The sequence below is a fragment of the Cobetia sp. LC6 genome (genome assembly GCF_030264805.1).
GTDB lineage: Bacteria > Pseudomonadota > Gammaproteobacteria > Pseudomonadales > Halomonadaceae > Cobetia.
On sequence record NZ_JASSPL010000003.1, the window covers coordinates 230,524 to 248,783 of the forward strand.

Consider the following 18,260-nt stretch of genomic DNA (forward strand, 5'->3'; position numbering starts at 1 on the left):
TCACCGAGGAAGGTCCATGACGCGTAAGCGTGCCCTGGGAAGGGGCCTGGATGCCCTGATTGGCGCCGGAAGCCGCCGCCGCCATGTCGAAGCCGATATAGAAACTGTCGATGGCGACGCCATCGATGCGTCACCGGATGCCGCGCTGGCCGCGAATCCGGCCGCTGCCACGGCGGAATTGCCTAGCGAGCGCCTCGAGCGCCTGCCGCTCGGGCAGTTGCAGCGTGGCAAGTATCAGCCACGGCGTGACATTCAGCCGGAAGCGCTCGAGGAGCTGGCGGATTCCATCCGGGCTCAGGGCGTGATGCAGCCCATCGTGGTGCGTCCGGTGGGGGAGGGACGCTACGAGATCATCGCCGGCGAGCGCCGCTGGCGTGCCTCGCAGCTGGCGGAGCTGGATACCATTCCTGCCGTCGTCCGCGAAGGCATCAGCGATGAGATCGCGCTTGCGCTGGCATTGATCGAGAACATCCAGCGCGAGAACCTCAATCCGGTCGAGGAAGCCCTGGCGCTCAAGCGTCTGCTTGAGGAATTCGAGCTGACCCAGCAGCAGGTGGGCGACGCCGTCGGGCGTTCACGCGCCCAGGTCACCAACCTGCTGCGGCTGCTGACGCTGGAACAGGAAGTGCAGACCCTGCTGGAGCGCGGTGAGCTCGACATGGGGCACGCGCGTGCCCTGATCGGCCTGAACCCGGCACGCCAGCGCAAGCTGGCTCATGAAGTGGTCGAGCGCGAGCTGACCGTGCGCCAGACCGAAGCGCTGGTGAAAAGCGTGCAGAAGGGTGAACAGTCCAAGCCGGCGCCGGCACGACCAGACGCCGACATCCAGCGTCTGGAAACGCGCCTCTCGGAGCAGCTGGGCGCCGCCGTCAACATCCGTCATGGCAAGAGCGGCAAGGGCAAGGTCACCATCTCCTACACCAGTCTGGATGAGCTGGACGGCATTCTCGGCCATATCCACTAATGGGGGAGCAGGGGAGGGCTGACCGCTCGTCACACCTCCCTTGGCGGCAATTTTTCGCATGACGGGCCACGATATTCTTTCGCGCCCCTGTGACTCATTGTCGCAGGGGCGCGAAATGCATCTGACATTCAAGATATTGAAGGATATTGCTGACGTCTGGTTGTGATTCATGCAACCCTGTGTCGCTCGCACCGCAAGCGACTGTCAACGTAAGCAAACTGTCATCGGTTTCCCGCAAGATAGTGAGGCTTTGGTCGTAAGCTTGCGAAAGATCAAGGAATTTAGCTTGTCGTTTGGTTGATGGCGGTGAAGCGCTCCCCTATAATCCGGCGAGTTTGCTCCCGGGCTGTGTCCAGCGCAGCGCCAGAAATGGCGAAGGCCATCATTGCGAGACACAGGTCCAAGATGCACAAGACGACACCCGCTGCTCTACAACGCCCTCAGGTAGCTCGATTGCTCTGGGGCCAGGCGCTGGTCATCGTGATTGCCGTCTTGCTGGCGGGAGTGATGAAAGGCAGTGGTGCGGCGCTTTCCGCGCTGTGTGGTGGGCTGGTCTGCCTGCTGCCCAATCTGTTTTTCGCCTGGCGTTCACTGCGTGTGACCGGTGCACGCTACGCCCAGGCAATGGTCAAGGCCTTCTATCAGGCCGAGGCCGGTAAGTTCGGTTTGACGGCCGTATTGTTTGCGTTCTTCTTCATTGCAGTGCCGCCCTCAAACCCCGCTTTATTTTTTTGCGCTTACGTGGCGGCAATGGCGGTTCACTGGCTGGGCCCCTGGCTGGTGAAGCGAACACCGTACACACGAACCTGAGGCAGAGTCATGGCAGGCACCAACCCGAGTCCCTCCGAATATATTCAGCACCACCTGCAGAATCTGACGTACGGCAACCACCCGGAACATGGATGGTCACTGGCGCACAGCGCTCAGGAAGCGGCCGACATGGGATTCTGGGCCATCCACCTGGACACCATGGGCTGGTCCATCGGTCTGGGCCTGATCTTCCTGTGCCTGTTCCGCAAGGTCGCCAAGTCCGCCACCACTGGCGTTCCCAGCGGTCTGCAGAACTTCGTCGAATTGATGGTCGAGTTCGTCGATCAGTCCGTGCGTGAGACCTTCCACGGCCGTTCACGCCTGATCGCACCGCTGTCACTGACGATCTTCTGCTGGATCTTCCTGATGAACCTGATGGACTTGATCCCCGTCGACTGGCTGCCTGGCGTTGCTGCCAAGGTCGGTGAGATGTTCGGCGCCGATCCGGCTCACGTGTTCTTCAAGGTGGTGCCGTCCACTGACATCAATGCCACGCTGGGCATGTCACTGTCCGTGTTCGCGCTGATCATCTTCTATTCCATTCGCGTCAAGGGCCTCAAGGGCTTCCTGGCCGAACTGACGCTGCACCCGTTCAACACTCCGAACAAGCTGGCACAGATCGCGCTGATTCCGGTCAACTTCCTGCTTGAGTTCGTGACGCTGATCGCCAAGCCGATCTCTCTGGCGCTGCGTCTGTTCGGTAACATGTATGCAGGCGAGCTGATCTTCATCCTGATCTCGCTGGTCGGTATCTGGCAGCTGCCCCTGCACTTCCCGTGGGCGGTCTTCCATATCCTGGTCATCACCCTGCAGGCATTCATCTTCATGATGCTGACCATCGTCTACCTGAGCATGGCCAGCGAAGACCACTGATGCAATTCGCCCCACGCCATCCGTGGCGTGGGGCAAGATTTCCGAGCTCTGCTCACACCCTCAACCCCTTGACTTAAACTTGACTAAAACTGGAGTTCCACAATGGAAGCACAAGTTCTTGGCATGACCGCTATCGCCGTCTCCCTGCTGATCGGCCTGGGCGCCCTGGGCACCGCCATCGGTTTCGGTATCCTGGGTGGCAAGTTCCTGGAAGGCGCAGCGCGTCAGCCGGAAATGATCCCGCAGCTGCAGGTCAAGATGTTCATCGTCGCTGGTCTGCTGGATGCCGTGACCATGATCGGTGTTGGTATCGCGCTGTTCTTCACCTTCGCCAACCCGTTTGTCGGTTAAACATCGGCTGGCCTCCGGCCTACCGTGTTTTTGACCCAACAATCGTGAAGCGAGAGGTGCTGGCGTGAATCTGAACTTAACCCTGATTGGTCAGGCCATCGCCTTTGCGGTCTTCGTTTATTTCTGCATGAAGTATGTCTGGCCGCCGGTCACACAGGCTCTGGCAGAACGTCAGAAGAAGATTGCAGATGGTCTGGATGCTGCCAGCCGTGCTACCCGTGACCTCGAACTGGCGCAGGAAAAAGCCACCGAGACTCTGCGGGAAAGCAAGGATGAAGCAGCACGCATCATTGAGCAGACCCATAAGCGCTCCAACCAGATGATCGAGGAAGCACGTGAAACTGCACGTGCGGAAGGCGAGCGTCTCGTTGCGCAGGCCCGTGCCGAAATCTCCCAGGAGATCAACCAGGCCAAGGACGAGCTCCGTGGCCAGGTCGCTGCTCTTGCAGTGATCGGCGCCGAGCGCATCCTGGAATCCTCCATCGACGAAGCCAAGCACCGCGAGCTGATTGACAAGCTCGCTGCCGAGCTCTGAGGAGACTGATTCCATGGCTGAAACGTCTACCTCCACCGCGGCTCGCCCGTACGCCAAGGCGGCGTTCGAGTTTGCACGCGGCCAGCAGGCGCTAGAGGCCTGGTCCGGCATGTTGTCGACAGCGGCGCTCGTCGCTGTCGACGCAAACGTCAAGGCGGTGCTCGACAACCCCAAGCTCTCCACCGAGCACAAGGTTGGCATCTTCCTGGACGTGTGCGGTGAGGCGCTGGATGACAGCGCCCGCAACTTCATCCGGACTCTCGGTGAGCAGGACCGCCTTGCGGCCCTGCCCTCCGTGGCCGAATTGTTCGAGGCCCAGAAGGCCGAGCAGGAACAGCGTGTCGAGGTGACCCTGGTGTCTGCCTTTGCACTGGAGAGTGAGCAGGAAGAAAAGCTCGCCACTGCCCTGCGCAAGCGTCTGAACCGCGACATCTCCATTACCACTCAGGTGGATAGTACGCTGCTCGGCGGCGTCATCATCCGTGCCGGAGATACCGTCATTGACGGCTCCGTGCGCGGCAAGCTGGCCCGGCTTTCCGAAGCACTGAACTCCTGAGTCCGAGGGACATGGCATGCAGCAACTGAATCCTTCCGAGATCAGCGACATCATCAAGCAGCGTATCGAAAAGCTTGACGTCGCATCCGAAGCCCGTAATCAGGGCACCATCGTCAGCGTCTCCGACGGCATCGTGCAGATCCACGGCCTCGCAGACGTCATGTTCGGTGAGATGATTGAATTCCCGGGTGGCGTCTTTGGTATGGCGCTCAACCTTGAGCGCGACAGCGTCGGTGCTGTCGTTCTGGGTGACTACCTCCAGCTCGAAGAGGGCATGACCGCGCAGTGCACCGGTCGTATCCTCGAAGTGCCGGTAGGCCCGGAAATGGTCGGCCGTGTGGTCGACGCGCTGGGTAACCCGATTGACGGCAAAGGCCCGATCGACGCCAAGCTGACTGACGCGGTTGAGAAGGTCGCTCCGGGCGTCATCGCCCGTGAGCCGGTCGACCAGCCGGTGCAGACAGGTCTGAAGTCCATCGATGCCATGGTGCCGATCGGCCGTGGTCAGCGCGAGCTGATCATCGGTGACCGTCAGATTGGTAAGTCCGCCATCGCGATTGATGCCATCATCAATCAGAAGGGCAAGGGCATTACCTGTGTCTACGTCGCCGTCGGCCAGAAGCAGTCCACCATTGCCAACGTCGTGCGCAAGCTCGAAGAGCACGGCGCGATGGAACACACCATCATCGTCGCAGCTGGCGCTTCCGACCCGGCTGCCATGCTGTTCCTGGCACCGTACGCCGGTTGCACCATGGGTGAATACTTCCGCGACCGCGGTGAAGACGCGATGATCGTCTATGACGATCTGACCAAGCAGGCATGGGCGTACCGTCAGATCTCCCTGCTGCTCAAGCGTCCGCCGGGCCGTGAAGCCTACCCGGGCGACGTCTTCTATCTCCACTCCCGTCTGCTTGAGCGTTCCGCACGCGTCAACGCCGAATATGTCGAGCAGTTCACCAACGGTGAAGTGAAAGGCAAGACCGGCTCCCTGACTGCGCTGCCGATCATCGAGACCCAGGGTGGCGACGTGTCTGCGTTCGTTCCGACCAACGTGATCTCCATCACCGACGGTCAGATCTTCCTCGAGACCAGCCTGTTCAACTCCGGTATCCGTCCGTCCATCAACGCGGGTCTGTCTGTTTCCCGTGTCGGTGGTGCTGCTCAGACCAAGATCATCAAGAAGTTGGGTGGTGGTGTGCGTCTGGCACTGGCTCAGTACCGTGAGCTGGCAGCTTTCTCCCAGTTCGCCTCTGATCTGGACGAAGCGACCCGCAAGCAGCTCGAGCATGGTCAGCGTGTCACCGAGCTGATGAAGCAGAAGCAGTACTCTCCGATGTCCGTGGCCGACATGGCGATCTCGCTGTTCGCGGCCAACGAAGGCTACCTGGATGACGTCGAAGTCGCCAAGGTGCTGGGCTTCGAGAAGGCGCTGCTGGACTTCATGCGCTCCGAGCACGCGGATCTTCTGGACAAGATCAATCAGTCCGGCGGCTACGATGACGAGATCAAGAATGGTCTCAAGGCTGGCGTCGAGAAGTTCAAGGCGACTCAAAGCTGGTAAGTGGCATGGCCCGGCCAGGCCGGGCCCTGTCGTTTCCCTTCGGGTGGCATGAATAAGGCAGATCGCTATGGCAGCTGCAAAAGAGATTCGCTCCCAGATCGGGAGCATCAAAAATACGCAAAAGATCACCAGCGCCATGGAAATGGTGGCTGCGTCCAAGATGCGTAAAGCGCAGGATCGCATGGCGGCCAGCCAGCCTTATGCTCATCAGATCCGCAAGGTTGTAGGACACATCGCCCGGGCCAACCCGGAATATCGCCATCCCTATCTGATGGAACGCGATGTGAAGCGTGTCGGTTATATCGTGGTCTCCAGTGATCGCGGCCTGTGTGGTGGCCTGAACGCCAATCTGTTCAAGGCTGTCACCAAGCATGCGAAGAGCTGGCGCGATCAGGGTGTCGAGGTGGACTTCTGTGCCCTCGGCTCCAAGGCCGGTACCTTCTTCCGCAACTACGGTGGCAACCTGCTTGCCGCCAAGTCCGGTCTCGGGGATTCCCCGGGTACCCAGGATCTGATTGGTAGCGTCAAGGCCATGCTGGACGCATTCGACGAGGGCAGCCTCGACCGTCTGTACGTGGTGTTCAACGAGTTCGTCAACACCATGACGCAGAAGCCGGTCGTGCGTCAGCTGCTTCCTCTCGAAGCTGATCTGAATGACGAAGAAACCGGTCCCACTACATGGGACTACCTGTATGAGCCGGATGCCGTCTCGTTGCTCGACAAGCTGCTCAAGCGCTATGTCGAGGCCCAGGTCTACCAGGCCGTGGTCGAGAACATCGCCTGCGAACAGGCAGCGCGAATGATCGCAATGAAGAGTGCGACCGATAACGCCGGCGACCTGATCGACGACCTTCAGCTGGTCTACAACAAGGCCCGCCAGGCAGCGATCACTCAGGAAATCTCCGAGATCGTATCCGGTGCCGCCGCCGTCTGATGACAGCGTGGCAACAGGCAAGCAGGTTTCAATCGCAGGTTTAAGAGGAACCAGGAATGAGCGGACGTATCGTACAAATCATCGGCGCGGTGATTGACGTCGAGTTTCCGCGGGACGCAGTGCCCAAGGTCTACGACGCCCTGAACGTCGCCGATAGCGAGACCGTACTCGAAGTCCAGCAGCAGCTGGGCGACGGCGTGGTCCGTACTATCGCAATGGGTTCGACCGAAGGCCTCAAGCGCAGTCTCGCAGTTGAGAGCACCGGTGCTCCGATCTCCGTGCCGGTCGGCACGGCGACTCTGGGTCGCATCATGAACGTGCTGGGTCAGCCGATCGACGAAGCTGGCGACGTGGGTGCTGAAGAGCACATGCCGATTCACCGTGCAGCCCCGAGCTTCGCGGAACAGGCAGCGTCCAGCGAGCTTCTGGAAACCGGCATCAAGGTCATCGACCTGGTCTGCCCGTTCGCCAAGGGCGGCAAGGTCGGTCTGTTCGGCGGCGCCGGTGTCGGCAAGACCGTCAACATGATGGAGCTGATCCGCAACATCGCCACCGAGCACAGCGGTTATTCCGTGTTCGCGGGCGTGGGTGAGCGTACTCGTGAAGGTAACGATTTCTTCCACGAAATGAAGGAATCCAACGTTCTCGACAAGGTTGCCCTGGTCTATGGCCAGATGAACGAGCCGCCGGGTAACCGTCTGCGCGTGGCACTGACCGGCCTGACCATCGCCGAGAAGTTCCGTGACGAAGGTCGTGACGTTCTGCTGTTCGTCGACAACATCTATCGTTACACCCTGGCGGGGACCGAAGTGTCCGCACTGCTGGGTCGTATGCCGTCCGCGGTTGGTTATCAGCCGACTCTGGCGGAAGAGATGGGCGTCCTGCAGGAGCGCATCACTTCTACCAAGACTGGCTCGATCACTTCCGTGCAGGCCGTCTACGTCCCCGCGGATGACTTGACCGATCCGTCGCCGGCGACCACCTTCTCGCACCTTGACGCGACTGTCGTACTGTCCCGTCAGATTGCCGAGCTGGGTATCTATCCGGCCGTTGACCCGCTCGACTCCACCTCTCGTCAGCTCGACCCGCTGGTCGTTGGCGAAGAGCACTACAACACTGCCCGTAACGTTCAGGGTGTGTTGCAGCGCTACAAGGAGCTGAAAGACATCATCGCCATCCTCGGGATGGACGAGCTGTCTGACGAAGACAAGCAGACCGTGGCACGTGCGCGCAAGATCCAGCGCTTCCTGTCACAGCCGTTCTTCGTTGCGGAAATCTTCACCGGCGCGCCGGGCAAGTACGTGTCCCTCAAGGACACCATCCGCGGCTTCCAGGGTATTCTGGACGGCGAATATGACGCACTGCCGGAGCAGGCGTTCTACATGGTCGGCACCATCGACGAAGCTGTCGAGAAAGCCAAGGGCATGTAATTTCCCTGTTCAGGCATGAGGAAACAGGTATGGCTATGAGCGTCCATTGCGACATCGTCAGCGCTGAGAAAGGCATCTTTTCCGGCTTGGTCGAGCGTCTCGTGGCTGCCGGCAGCGAAGGTGATCTCGGCATCATGCCGGGCCACGCTCCGCTGCTGACCGAGCTGCAACCCGGCCCGATTCGCGTTCAGCGTCAGGGTGGGGCCGAGGAAATCTACTACGTCAGTGGCGGATTTCTCGAAGTGCAGCCGAACCTCGTTTCAGTCCTCGCCGACACCGCAGTACGTGCCGACGATCTGGATGAGGCGGCAGCCCAGGAAGCCAAGGAAGTGGCCTTGAAGGCCATGAACGACCAGGCTTCCGAACTGGAATACTCACGCGCCACGGCCGAACTGGCCGAGGCGATGGCCAAGCTGCGCACCGTGCAGCAGATGCGTCGTCACACGCGCTGAGATGCACTGGGCCATGACGGCCAGTGACAGGAAAGAGGCGACCTTCGGGTCGCCTTTTTTTGTGCTTGGCACAATGGGACGGCCGGTCTGACCGGCGAGGCAGCCTGGCGTGATCCAAGGCTGAGCATACTCATTCGCCAGCGCCTTGAGTGCTGAGCCTATAGGCTCAAGCCTCTTGCGGGAGTACTGCTACTTTCTCGGGTCTGTTCTCGGCGACAGCCCCGTGGGTAAACCTCGTCACTGGCAGGTCACGGATCAGCTGCTATCATGGCGCCACTATTTTCAGGGCTTCAGGTATGAAGACCCGCTTTCTACAGGAGTTCACCGATGAGCAGCGCAGAGCGTACCGACGTCGTCATTCTTGCCGCAGGCCAGGGCACCCGCATGCGTTCCAGATTGCCGAAGGTGCTGCACCCGCTGGCAGGCAAGGCGATGGTGCGTCATGTGGCTGACACTGCTGCAGGTCTGAACGGTGCGCATCTGAATGTCGTCATCGGTCATGGTGGTGAGCGCGTCCAGCAGCAGCTGGCCGATACCGGTGCCAGTTTCGCGGTACAGGCAGAGCAGAAGGGCACAGGGCATGCCGTGGCCCAGTCACTGGACGCCATCGGTGATGGCAAGGTACTGATCCTGTATGGCGATGTGCCGCTGATTCGTCGCGAGACCCTCGAGGCGCTGCTGGCCGAAGTCAGTGAGCAGACCCTGGGGCTGCTGACGGTGATTCTGGAAGACCCGACAGGCTATGGCCGTATCGTGCGTGACGCCGAAGGCCGCGTCAGCGCCATCGTCGAGCACAAGGATGCCACGCCGGAGCAGCTGGCCATCCAGGAAGGCAACACCGGTATCCTCGCCACCACCGGTGCTCAGCTCAAGCGCTGGCTGCCGGCGCTGTCCGCCGACAATGCCCAGGGTGAGTACTACCTGACCGACATCATCGCCATGGCAGCCAGCGAAGGCGTCAACATCGCCACCGCCCAGCCGGCGGCAGTCGAGGAAGTGCAGGGCGTCAACAACCGCCTGCAGCTGGCCGATCTCGAGCGTGCCTTCCAGCGTCGTGAGGCCAACCGCCTGATGACCGAAGGCGCCAGCCTGGCCGATCCGTCACGCATCGATGTGCGCGGCAAGCTGACCATCGGCACTGACATCAGCATCGATGTCGGCTGCATCTTCGAAGGCGACGTCACCCTGGCGGATGATGTGGTCATCGGCGCCCACTGCGTGATCCGCAACGCCACCATCGGTGCCGGTGCCAACATCGCGCCGCACAGCGTCATCGACGGCGCCGTGCTGGAAGGCGACAACAACGTCGGTCCGTTCGCGCGTCTGCGTCCGGGCACCGAGCTTGCGCGTGGCGCACGTATCGGCAACTTCGTCGAGACCAAGAATGCCCAGGTCGGTGTCGATGCCAAGATCAATCACCTGAGTTATGTCGGCGATGCCACCCTCGGCGAGGCCGTCAATGTCGGCGCCGGCACCATCACCTGCAACTATGATGGTGCCAACAAGTTCCGCACCGAAATCGGCGCCAATGCCTTCATCGGCTCCAACTCGGCGCTGGTGGCACCGCTCAAGATCGGTGCCGGTGCCACTGTGGGTGCCGGTTCTACCTTGAGCCGCGATGTCGCCGAGGGCGCGCTGAGCGTGGCGCGCGGCAAGCGTATCGACAAGCCGGAATGGCCGCGTCCGACCAAGAAGTGATCGGCTGCAGTGATCGGCAGTAGTGGTAGTGATGCTTGCCCCCTGAGGGGAGATGAGCATCACCGGCGGGGAGGCACCGACAGGTGTCTCCCCGTTTTTCGTCACGGCCGATTGTGCTGGTTGACCGGCCGGGAGCGAATCGTCTCATCCTCTAGCGTCTTTCACTTGATGTTTCGATTAATCTCTCTTATCTTTCGGTTCGAAACTTTATGGGAGTCCCCGATGTCAAAGCGACTGACACCACAACGGCGTCACCAGATCCTTGATCAGCTGGCGCGTGTCGGTGAGGTCAGTGTCGAGGCACTGGCGCGGGAGCTTGCCACCTCGGAGGTCACCATCCGCAAGGACCTGGCCTTCCTCGAGAAGAGTGGCCTGCTGCTCAGGCGCTATGGCGGCGCTGTGGCCATGCCGCGTGAGCTGCTGGTACATGACGAGCCGGTCAGCGCCGCCAAGCAGGCCATCGCCCGCCTCGCCGCGAGCCGTATCCGCGCGCACCAGCGCATCATCATCGACAGTGGCACCACCACGGTGGTGTTGATTCCCGAGCTCAAGGGCCGGGATGACCTGATCGTGATGACCAACTCGCTGAGCGTGGCCAATGCCATCCGCGAGCTGGAAAACGAGCCGGTGCTGCTGATGACCGGCGGCACCTGGGACCCGCACTCGGATTCCTTCCAGGGTCAGGTGGCGGAGCAGGTACTGCGCAGCTATGACTTCGATCAGGTGTTTCTCGGCGCGGATGGTCTCGATCTCGAGCGTGGCACCACCACCTTCAACGAGCTGATCGGCCTGTCGCGCGTGATGGCCGAGGTGTCGCGAGAAGTGGTGGTGATGGCGGAATCCCACAAGCTGGGCCGTCGCATTCCCAACCTGGAGCTGGCCTGGACCAGCGTCAGTACCCTGATAACCGATGACGCGCTGCCTGATGCCGCGCGTGACCAGATTCGCGCTCATGGCGTCGAGGTGTTGATCGCCCCGCTCATCGAGCCAGCAACTGCATAAGGAGATCGCTCATGTGTGGCATCGTCGGCGCCGTCGCCAGTCGTAACGTCCAGAACATCCTGCTCGAGGGCCTGCACCGCCTCGAATACCGTGGCTACGACAGCGCAGGCATGGCCGTCCTCTCCGAAGAGGGGCGCCTGAACCGCGTGCGTGCGCTGGGCAAGGTCGCAGCGCTGCAGGAGCGTCTCGAGGAAGCGCCGCTCAAGGGGCGTGTCGGCATCGCGCACACCCGCTGGGCCACCCATGGTGCACCGAGTGAGGCCAACGCCCACCCGCACCAGTCCGGTGACAGTCTGGCCGTGGTCCACAACGGCATCATCGAGAACTACGAGACCCTCAAGCGCGAGCTGGAAGGTCAGGGTTATGTCTTTACCTCCGAGACGGACACCGAGGTCGTCGCGCACCTGCTGGCGCGTGAATACACCCTGAGTCAGGACCTTCTGACCGCGGTGCAGAAGGCGGTGGCGCTGCTCGATGGCGCCTTCGCGCTGGGCGTGGTGCATCGTGCCCAGCCGGACGTTCTGATCGGCGCGCGTCAGGGAAGCCCGCTGGTGATCGGTGTCGGGATCGACGAGCACTTCCTGGCCTCCGATCAGTTGGCGCTGCTGCAGGTCACTGATCGCTTCATCTACCTGAAGGAAGGCGATCTGGTGCGCATGACCGCCGAGCAGATCGAGATCTTCGAGCAGGGCGAGCGCCTGGTCACCGAGGCCAACGAGCGTCCGGTGCAGACCTTCGAGCACGCGCAGGATGCCGCTTCCAAGGGCGATTACCGTCACTTCATGCTCAAGGAAATCCACGAGCAGTCGCGTGTGCTGGCCGCCACGCTGGAAGGCCGCCTGAACGGTGACCACGTGCTGGTGCGCAGCTTCGGCAGCGAGGCGGAAAACCTCTTCCGTCAGGTCAAGCAGGTGCAGATCGTCGCCTGTGGGACCAGCTACCACGCCGGCATGGTCGCGCGTTACTGGATCGAGCGTCTGGCCGGCATTCCGGCGGCGGTCGAGGTCGCGTCCGAGTTCCGCTACCGTCCGGTGGTGGTCGCCGATGGCACCCTGTTCGTCACACTGTCCCAGTCCGGCGAGACCGCCGATACGCTGTCCGCGCTGCGCTATGCCCAGTCGCTGGGTGGCTTCCTCGGTAGCCTGGCGATCTGCAACGTCCCGGGCAGCTCGCTGGTGCGGGAATCAGACCTCAGCCTGATGACCATGGCCGGCCCGGAAATCGGCGTCGCCTCCACCAAGGCCTTTACCACCCAGCTGATCGGTCTGATGCTGCTGACACTGTCGCTGCGTCGTGTGCGTGGCGGTGATGAGGCGGGGGAAGCCGAGGTGGTGCGTGAGCTGCGTCAGCTGCCGTCGCTGGTCACCAAGGCACTGGCCATGGACAGCGAGATCGAACGTCTCTCCGAGGCCTTCGCCGACAAGCACAATGCGCTGTTCCTCGGGCGTGGCACCCAGTTCCCCATCGCACTGGAAGGCGCGCTCAAGCTCAAGGAAATCTCCTACATCCACGCTGAGGCTTATCCGGCGGGTGAGCTGAAACACGGCCCGCTGGCACTGGTCGATGCCGACATGCCGGTAGTGGCGGTGGCGCCGAACGACGAGCTGCTCGAGAAGCTCAAGTCGAATCTGCAGGAAGTGCGTGCGCGTGGCGGCGAGCTTTACGTGTTCGCTGACGAGAACATCAGCCTTGAAGAGAGCGAAGGCGTGCGTGTGCTGCGCATGCCGCATGTCAGTGAAGTGCTGGCGCCGATTCTCTACACCCTGCCGCTGCAGCTGCTGTCCTATCACGTCGCCGTGCTCAAGGGCACTGATGTCGATCAGCCGCGCAACCTGGCCAAGAGTGTCACGGTCGAGTGATCCGCGCTGCAGGACGGCTGCGCCCTATCTGGCGCAGCACTGGATGAGCCCAGTCTCATTGTGCCAACGGCAGCCTTCGGGCTGCCGTTTTTGGTATCCTGTGCGCCTGCCTTCTTATCCCCTTCCGTCCGCTGCGCGTTCATCGCCCGGCGCACGCACGTGACCTGCCATGACTGATCGCGACGCATCGCTTACCCGCCTCAACAAGTTCATCAGCGAAACGGGCTTCTGCTCGCGGCGCGAGGCGGACCGCTACATCGCCGAAGGACGCGTGACCATCAATGGGGACGTGCCCGAAATGGGTACCAAGGTCGCGCCGGGCGATGAAGTGCTGGTCAACGGCAAGCCATTGAAAGCCAAGCAGGAAGCGGTCTACCTGGCCTTCAACAAGCCGGTGGGCATCACCTGTACCACCGAGCGCCATGTCGATGGCAACATCATCGATTACATCGGTCATCCCAAGCGGATCTTCCCGATCGGCCGCCTCGACAAGCCCTCCGATGGCCTGATCTTCCTGACCAGTGACGGCGATATCGTCAACAAGATCCTGCGTGCCGGCAATGCCCACGAGAAGGAATATGTGGTGCGGGTCGACAAGCCGATCAACGCCGACTTCCTCAAGCGCATGGCCGCTGGCGTGCCGATTCTGGACACCATCACCCAGCCGTGTCGCATCGAGCAGATCTCGACCTATGTGTTCCGCATCATCCTGACCCAGGGCCTCAACCGTCAGATCCGTCGCATGTGTGAGGCGCTGGGCTATGAGGTCTTCAAGCTCAAGCGGGTGCGCATCATGAATGTCAGCCTGGACGGGCTGGGAGTCGGCGAATGGCGATATCTCACCCAGCGCGAGATGGCGGATATCCAGCAGATGATCGAGGGCTCCAGTGGTACCGAAGAAGCCTCGCGCCTGGCCGCGGCACCGCCGCCTTCCCAGCATGCGACGGCCGCGCGCCATCAGCGCGCCGCCCAGGATACGGACGCTGGCCGGCGTAGCGGGACTCGACGTCATGAAGGCGGCAATAGCGCTGTCGGTCAGCGTGACACACGTCGGCGCAGTCCGGGTCAGCGCAGCCCTGATAAGCGCGACACAGGTCAGCGCGGTGCTGATCAACGCCATCCGGGCCAGCGTTCAGGAGCCAAGCAGGAGAGTACAGGGCGTCGTGAGCGTTCTGATGAGCGCACCCCGGGGCGTGGCAATCAGGAAGGCAGAAGTGACGGTAAAAGTGCCCGCAGGAATACCACCAAGAGTTCGGGAGGCGCCGGCAAGCTCGCCGGCGGCCTCAAGCCGCGCACGCGTGGCAACGCCAGCGATGGTCGCAATGAGCGTGGCGCGGCCAACAGCAAGGGGGCTGTTAACAAGAGCTCTGCCAACAAAGGCTCTGCCAACAAGGGCGGTAGCAGCAAGAGTTACGGCAACACGAGCTCGGGGAAAAACAGCCCGGCTGGCAAGGGCGCCTCGTACAAGGGCGGCGGCTCTTCCAGCGGGGGACGCGGTCGCCGCTAGTGAGCCGTCTGTACCTGCTTGTCATGTGCCGGTGAAGCAGGCTGTGCGGTCTGGGGCGTGCGGCGATGGTAGCGGCCCAGCACGAAGGACAGTGTCGCGAATGCCAGTGCTGAACAGATGACCTGTGGCCAGGGGTAGACCAGCGCGGCGATCGCGATCAGCAGCAGGTCGAAGGCGAAGGTGGTGCGACCGGCATGGATGCCGAAGCGTCGCTCCAGATGCAGCGCCAGAATGTTCAGGCCGCCCAGTGAGGCGTTCTCGCGAAACAGCAGCGTGATGCCCAGGCCGATCAACAGGCCTGCGGCTATCGCCGCGACCGGCAGGCTGACAGCGCCCAGCGGCAAGCTGACCGCCAGCACATCGGACAGCACGGAGAGCAGGGTGACGCAGCCCAGCGTGCGCAGGGTGAAATTCAGCCCCAGCTGTTTCCAGGCCAGGCCGTAGAAGGGCAGGTTGATCAGGAAGAACAGGCTGCCGAAGCTCAGTGCTGTCAGGTCGGCACCCAGCAACGACATGCCGGCAGTGCCACTGACCAGCAGGCCACCGGCCTGCAGCAGGCGTACGCCAAGCGCCACCAGCAGGCAGCCCTCGATGAGCGTGATCAGGCTGCGCAGGGTGATGGCATTTGCCGCGCGTGAGCGGCTGCCGCTGGCGCGCAGTATGAGTCGTTGGAAAGCAGTCATGACAGGCTCCGGGGTATGGGCAGTCAACAAGAGTGTCTTCCGGCGCGGCTTGTGGCTGGCAGGAAGCGGAGTCAGGGCGGTGGGTGGACCGCCTGCTGACGTGTCATGCAGGATGCGGACCATAGCACGCCGTGATGACAGTTTTTATTGTGCTTACGTCGCTCTGGCAGACGATATTCTTCGGCTTGTTGGCTCTTTGACCCTTATATTCCTCTAGTTCTGGCCTCTTCATGCACCATTTTCATGCAGCCTCCGAACCGCCGGATACCTCGCACTCGGCGGGACATCTTCATCTCGGGCTCGCGATGTGGGCCAATGACGACTGGCGCGGCAGCCTGTTGCCGGGCAGCGGCCCGCGGGAACATCTGGCGGATTACGCCAGGGTCTTCGATAGTGTCGAGGGCAATACCAGTTTCTATGCCCAGCCCACGGCTGCTGCCATCGCCAGCTGGGCACGTCAGGCACCGGCCAATTTTCGCTTCTGCTTCAAGTTGCCGGGCCGACTGACTCATGAATTGCGTCTGCAGGGCATCGAGCAGGAATTGGCGGCATTTCTCGATTGCCTGGTACCGATAAAGGACCGCCTCGGTCCGATCATGATTCAGCTACCACGTGACCTCGGGGCGGACGTCCTGCCACGCCTCGAGCAATTTCTGCAGTCGGTGAAGGGAACAGGGCTTGCCTGGGCGGTGGAGCCCCGCGACCCGATATTCTTCGCCAAGGGTGAGGTGGAACGACAGTTGAATCGCTTGTTGATAACTCACGCAGTCGATCGCGTGATGCTGGATGTGCGTCCACTCTTCAGTGGCCCTACCACCGCGCTTCCGGGCCTTGCGGTGGCGCGCTCGGAAAAGCCTCACCGCCCATTGCATGTGTTCTCCAGCGGACAACATCCCGTGGTGCGTTTCATCGGGCATTACGATGAATCCACCAATCGGGCACTGTTTGCCCCCTGGGTAGAGCGTCTTTCCTTGTGGATAAGTCAGGGGAAAAGCCCGTTCCTCTTCGTGCATACACCGGACAACAAGGCAGCGCCCGCACTGGCACGCCTGTTGGCCAATCAGGTGCTGGCGAAACTGGGCCGCCCCTTGGTCGGGGCCTTTCCGGGCGAGGGGCAGGGCAGTCTGTTCTGACGCTCCATCAGGGCGTGATGTTTCTCCTGTGAGGCCATGGTCTGATGGTGGCTTGCTGGCAGATGGCCCCTCAATCGAGTAGCTTTAGCCACATGTTGCCGTTACCGCGGCGATATTTACCGGAGATGGGCAGTCTGCCCGTTCCGGCGTGCCTATCGGCACTTGCCTGTCATTCCCCACGACCTACCCGGTCAGCGTGAATGCCGGGAGCACCACAGCAGTGATCCTGCGACGCCATCGTGTTGGCCACGGATGATCCGTCCGCATTGGCAGCATGATGCAACAAGCACAACAAGGTGCCCGAAGTCGCTACCAGCGACAGGCGCCCTCGCGACGAATCAGGGATTCACATGTCATCCAAACCGCATTCCCACGCACAGTGGTCTTCTCGCCTGGCCTTTACCCTGGCTGCCGTCGGTTCTTCCGTCGGTCTGGGCAATATCTGGAAATTCCCCTACATGACAGGTGAGAGCGGCGGCGGTGCCTTCGTCCTCGTCTATCTGATCTGCATCCTGCTGATCGGCCTGCCGATCCTGATGTCGGAATGGCTGCTGGGTCGCTTGGGGCAGAAGAACCCCATCTCGACCATGAGCCACATCAGTGCCCGGCTCAAACGCAGTCCCGCCTGGGTCTTGATCGGGGTAGCCGGCGTGCTCGGCGCCTACCTGATCCTGTCCTTCTACAGCGTCATCGGCGGTTGGGCGCTGGCCTTCATCGCCGACGCGGCCAGCGGCAGTTTCGAAACCCTGACCTCTGACACGGCCGGTAGCCTGTTCGGCGGTCTGCTGGGGGACCCGACCACGCTGCTGGCCTGGCACAGTGCCTTCATGCTGATGGTGATCCTGGTCGTTGCCGGCGGGATCGCCGGTGGCCTGGAGCGTGCCGCCAAGATCCTGATGCCGCTGCTGGCGGTGATGTTGATCGTGCTGGTCGGCTACGCCGCCACCACCGATGGCTTCGCTGATGCGGCCGCCTGGCTGCTGACGCCGGACTTCTCCAAGCTCGACAAGGATGGCGTGCTGGCGGCCATGGGGCATGCCTTCTTCACCCTGTCACTGGGCATGGGCATCATGATGGCCTACGGCTCCTACCTGTCCGATGACGTCAACATCGGGCGTACCGCGCTGGTCGTGGTGGTGCTGGATACCGTCATCGCCCTGCTGGCCGGTCTGGCCATCTTCCCGGTGGTGTTCTCCAACGGCCTCGACGCCGCCGCGGGCCCGGGTCTGATCTTCCAGACCCTGCCGCTGGCCTTCGGTCACATGCCGGGCGGTGAAGTCTTCGGTGTGGTGTTCTTCGTACTGCTGGTATTCGCGGCCTGGACCTCAGGCATCTCGCTGCTGGAGCCCATCGTCGAATGGCTGGAAGAGAAGACACCGATGTCACGCGTCGGCTCGGCCTGGGTCGCGGGTATCGCCACCTGGCTGCTGGGCATCGCCACCATCCTGTCCTTCAACCTGTGGAGTGACGTGGCGCCGCTGGGCATGTTCGCCAAGTTCGAAGGCATGACCATCTTCGACCTGCTCGACTACGCGACCAGCAAGCTGATGCTGCCGCTGACCGGTCTGGCGACCATCGTCTTCGTCGGCTGGTTCATGGGCCGTGACGAAGTGCGCAGCCAGCTCAACATGAGCGACTCGGCCTTCTCGCTGTGGAGCTTCGTGGCGCGCTATATCGCCCCGATCGGTGTGGTCGTGGTGTTCGCGTCAAGCCTGTAACTACCTCCGTCCTCGCTGACCCCAGCAGAGGCACGTTACACTCAGCACGAAGATGCAGTACCTCAAGAGGCTCGCCTATCCGGCGGGCCTCTCGTGTTTCTGACGAGGCAAGAGGCGGATTCTCTGAGGTCAGATAGGGTCAGTGAGCGCTCGCACTGTAATGGTGCGTCATTGGTCGTAGGGTTTTGCAATAT

Annotated in this window: 17 protein-coding genes; 16 read left to right on the forward strand and 1 reads right to left on the reverse strand. The window is 61.8% G+C overall.

The genetic code is table 11. The features are described 5' to 3' along the window. Positions 1-16 precede the first annotated feature (16 nt). The 14 genes from QQF40_RS05975 (at position 17) to rluF (ending at position 14,532) form a co-directional block, all read left to right on the forward strand. Positions 17-964 carry a ParB/RepB/Spo0J family partition protein gene (locus QQF40_RS05975; protein ID WP_285460698.1) on the forward strand — a complete coding sequence of 316 codons (948 nt, stop codon included), beginning with the start codon at positions 17-19 and terminating at the stop codon, positions 962-964. A gap of 405 nt (positions 965-1,369) precedes the next feature. Next, positions 1,370-1,774, forward strand: coding sequence for an ATP synthase subunit I (locus QQF40_RS05980; protein WP_043331819.1), 405 nt, complete (start codon positions 1,370-1,372; stop codon positions 1,772-1,774). A 9-nt stretch (positions 1,775-1,783) separates the two neighbouring features. Then, the gene (gene atpB / locus QQF40_RS05985) at positions 1,784-2,647 is read left to right on the forward strand and encodes a F0F1 ATP synthase subunit A (RefSeq protein ID WP_043331706.1); all 864 of its coding nucleotides are present in this window, start codon (positions 1,784-1,786) and stop codon (positions 2,645-2,647) included. A 102-nt stretch (positions 2,648-2,749) separates the two neighbouring features. Further along, a complete protein-coding gene (gene atpE, locus QQF40_RS05990) occupies positions 2,750-2,998 on the forward strand; it encodes a F0F1 ATP synthase subunit C (protein WP_011508579.1) in 249 nt (82 codons plus the stop codon). Between the two features lie 64 nt (positions 2,999-3,062). Then, on the forward strand, positions 3,063-3,533 hold the full coding sequence (locus QQF40_RS05995; protein ID WP_175088902.1) for a F0F1 ATP synthase subunit B: 471 nt from the start codon (positions 3,063-3,065) through the stop codon (positions 3,531-3,533). A gap of 13 nt (positions 3,534-3,546) precedes the next feature. Beyond that, positions 3,547-4,089 carry a F0F1 ATP synthase subunit delta gene (locus QQF40_RS06000; protein ID WP_285460699.1) on the forward strand — a complete coding sequence of 181 codons (543 nt, stop codon included), beginning with the start codon at positions 3,547-3,549 and terminating at the stop codon, positions 4,087-4,089. A gap of 16 nt (positions 4,090-4,105) precedes the next feature. Next, the gene (atpA, locus tag QQF40_RS06005; protein ID WP_175088901.1) at positions 4,106-5,650 is read left to right on the forward strand and encodes a F0F1 ATP synthase subunit alpha; all 1,545 of its coding nucleotides are present in this window, start codon (positions 4,106-4,108) and stop codon (positions 5,648-5,650) included. Between the two features lie 67 nt (positions 5,651-5,717). Then, positions 5,718-6,584 carry a F0F1 ATP synthase subunit gamma gene (gene atpG / locus QQF40_RS06010; RefSeq protein WP_043331714.1) on the forward strand — a complete coding sequence of 289 codons (867 nt, stop codon included), beginning with the start codon at positions 5,718-5,720 and terminating at the stop codon, positions 6,582-6,584. Positions 6,585-6,640: 56 nt separating this feature from the next. After that, positions 6,641-8,014 carry a F0F1 ATP synthase subunit beta gene (atpD, locus tag QQF40_RS06015; protein ID WP_175088900.1) on the forward strand — a complete coding sequence of 458 codons (1,374 nt, stop codon included), beginning with the start codon at positions 6,641-6,643 and terminating at the stop codon, positions 8,012-8,014. Positions 8,015-8,043: 29 nt separating this feature from the next. Further along, positions 8,044-8,466: a F0F1 ATP synthase subunit epsilon gene (locus tag QQF40_RS06020; RefSeq protein ID WP_054556360.1), complete on the forward strand. Its 423-nt coding sequence runs from the start codon at positions 8,044-8,046 to the stop codon at positions 8,464-8,466. A gap of 327 nt (positions 8,467-8,793) precedes the next feature. Beyond that, on the forward strand, positions 8,794-10,164 hold the full coding sequence (gene glmU / locus QQF40_RS06025; protein ID WP_175088899.1) for a bifunctional UDP-N-acetylglucosamine diphosphorylase/glucosamine-1-phosphate N-acetyltransferase GlmU: 1,371 nt from the start codon (positions 8,794-8,796) through the stop codon (positions 10,162-10,164). Between the two features lie 222 nt (positions 10,165-10,386). Then, positions 10,387-11,166 (forward strand): DeoR/GlpR family DNA-binding transcription regulator, encoded by a 780-nt coding sequence (locus tag QQF40_RS06030; protein ID WP_285460700.1) that lies wholly within the window; start codon positions 10,387-10,389, stop codon positions 11,164-11,166. A gap of 11 nt (positions 11,167-11,177) precedes the next feature. Beyond that, the gene (gene glmS / locus QQF40_RS06035; protein ID WP_285460701.1) at positions 11,178-13,025 is read left to right on the forward strand and encodes a glutamine--fructose-6-phosphate transaminase (isomerizing); all 1,848 of its coding nucleotides are present in this window, start codon (positions 11,178-11,180) and stop codon (positions 13,023-13,025) included. A gap of 169 nt (positions 13,026-13,194) precedes the next feature. Continuing rightward, complete coding sequence (gene rluF, locus QQF40_RS06040; RefSeq protein WP_285460702.1) at positions 13,195-14,532, forward strand: 23S rRNA pseudouridine(2604) synthase RluF; 1,338 nt, start codon at positions 13,195-13,197, stop codon at positions 14,530-14,532. On the opposite strand, the gene QQF40_RS06045 is transcribed toward rluF, so the two are convergent. Then, on the reverse strand, positions 14,529-15,215 hold the full coding sequence (locus tag QQF40_RS06045) for a YitT family protein (RefSeq protein ID WP_175088895.1): 687 nt from the start codon (positions 15,213-15,215) through the stop codon (positions 14,529-14,531). The two genes, rluF and QQF40_RS06045, sit on opposite strands and share 4 nt — an antisense overlap. A gap of 230 nt (positions 15,216-15,445) precedes the next feature. Here QQF40_RS06045 and QQF40_RS06050 point away from each other — a divergent pair, with 230 nt between their 5' ends. Together QQF40_RS06050 and QQF40_RS06055 are read left to right on the forward strand one after the other, a co-directional pair. Then, positions 15,446-16,348: a DUF72 domain-containing protein gene (locus QQF40_RS06050; RefSeq protein ID WP_285460703.1), complete on the forward strand. Its 903-nt coding sequence runs from the start codon at positions 15,446-15,448 to the stop codon at positions 16,346-16,348. Between the two features lie 350 nt (positions 16,349-16,698). Further along, positions 16,699-18,066 (forward strand): sodium-dependent transporter, encoded by a 1,368-nt coding sequence (locus QQF40_RS06055; protein ID WP_285460704.1) that lies wholly within the window; start codon positions 16,699-16,701, stop codon positions 18,064-18,066. Positions 18,067-18,260: the final 194 nt, after the last annotated feature.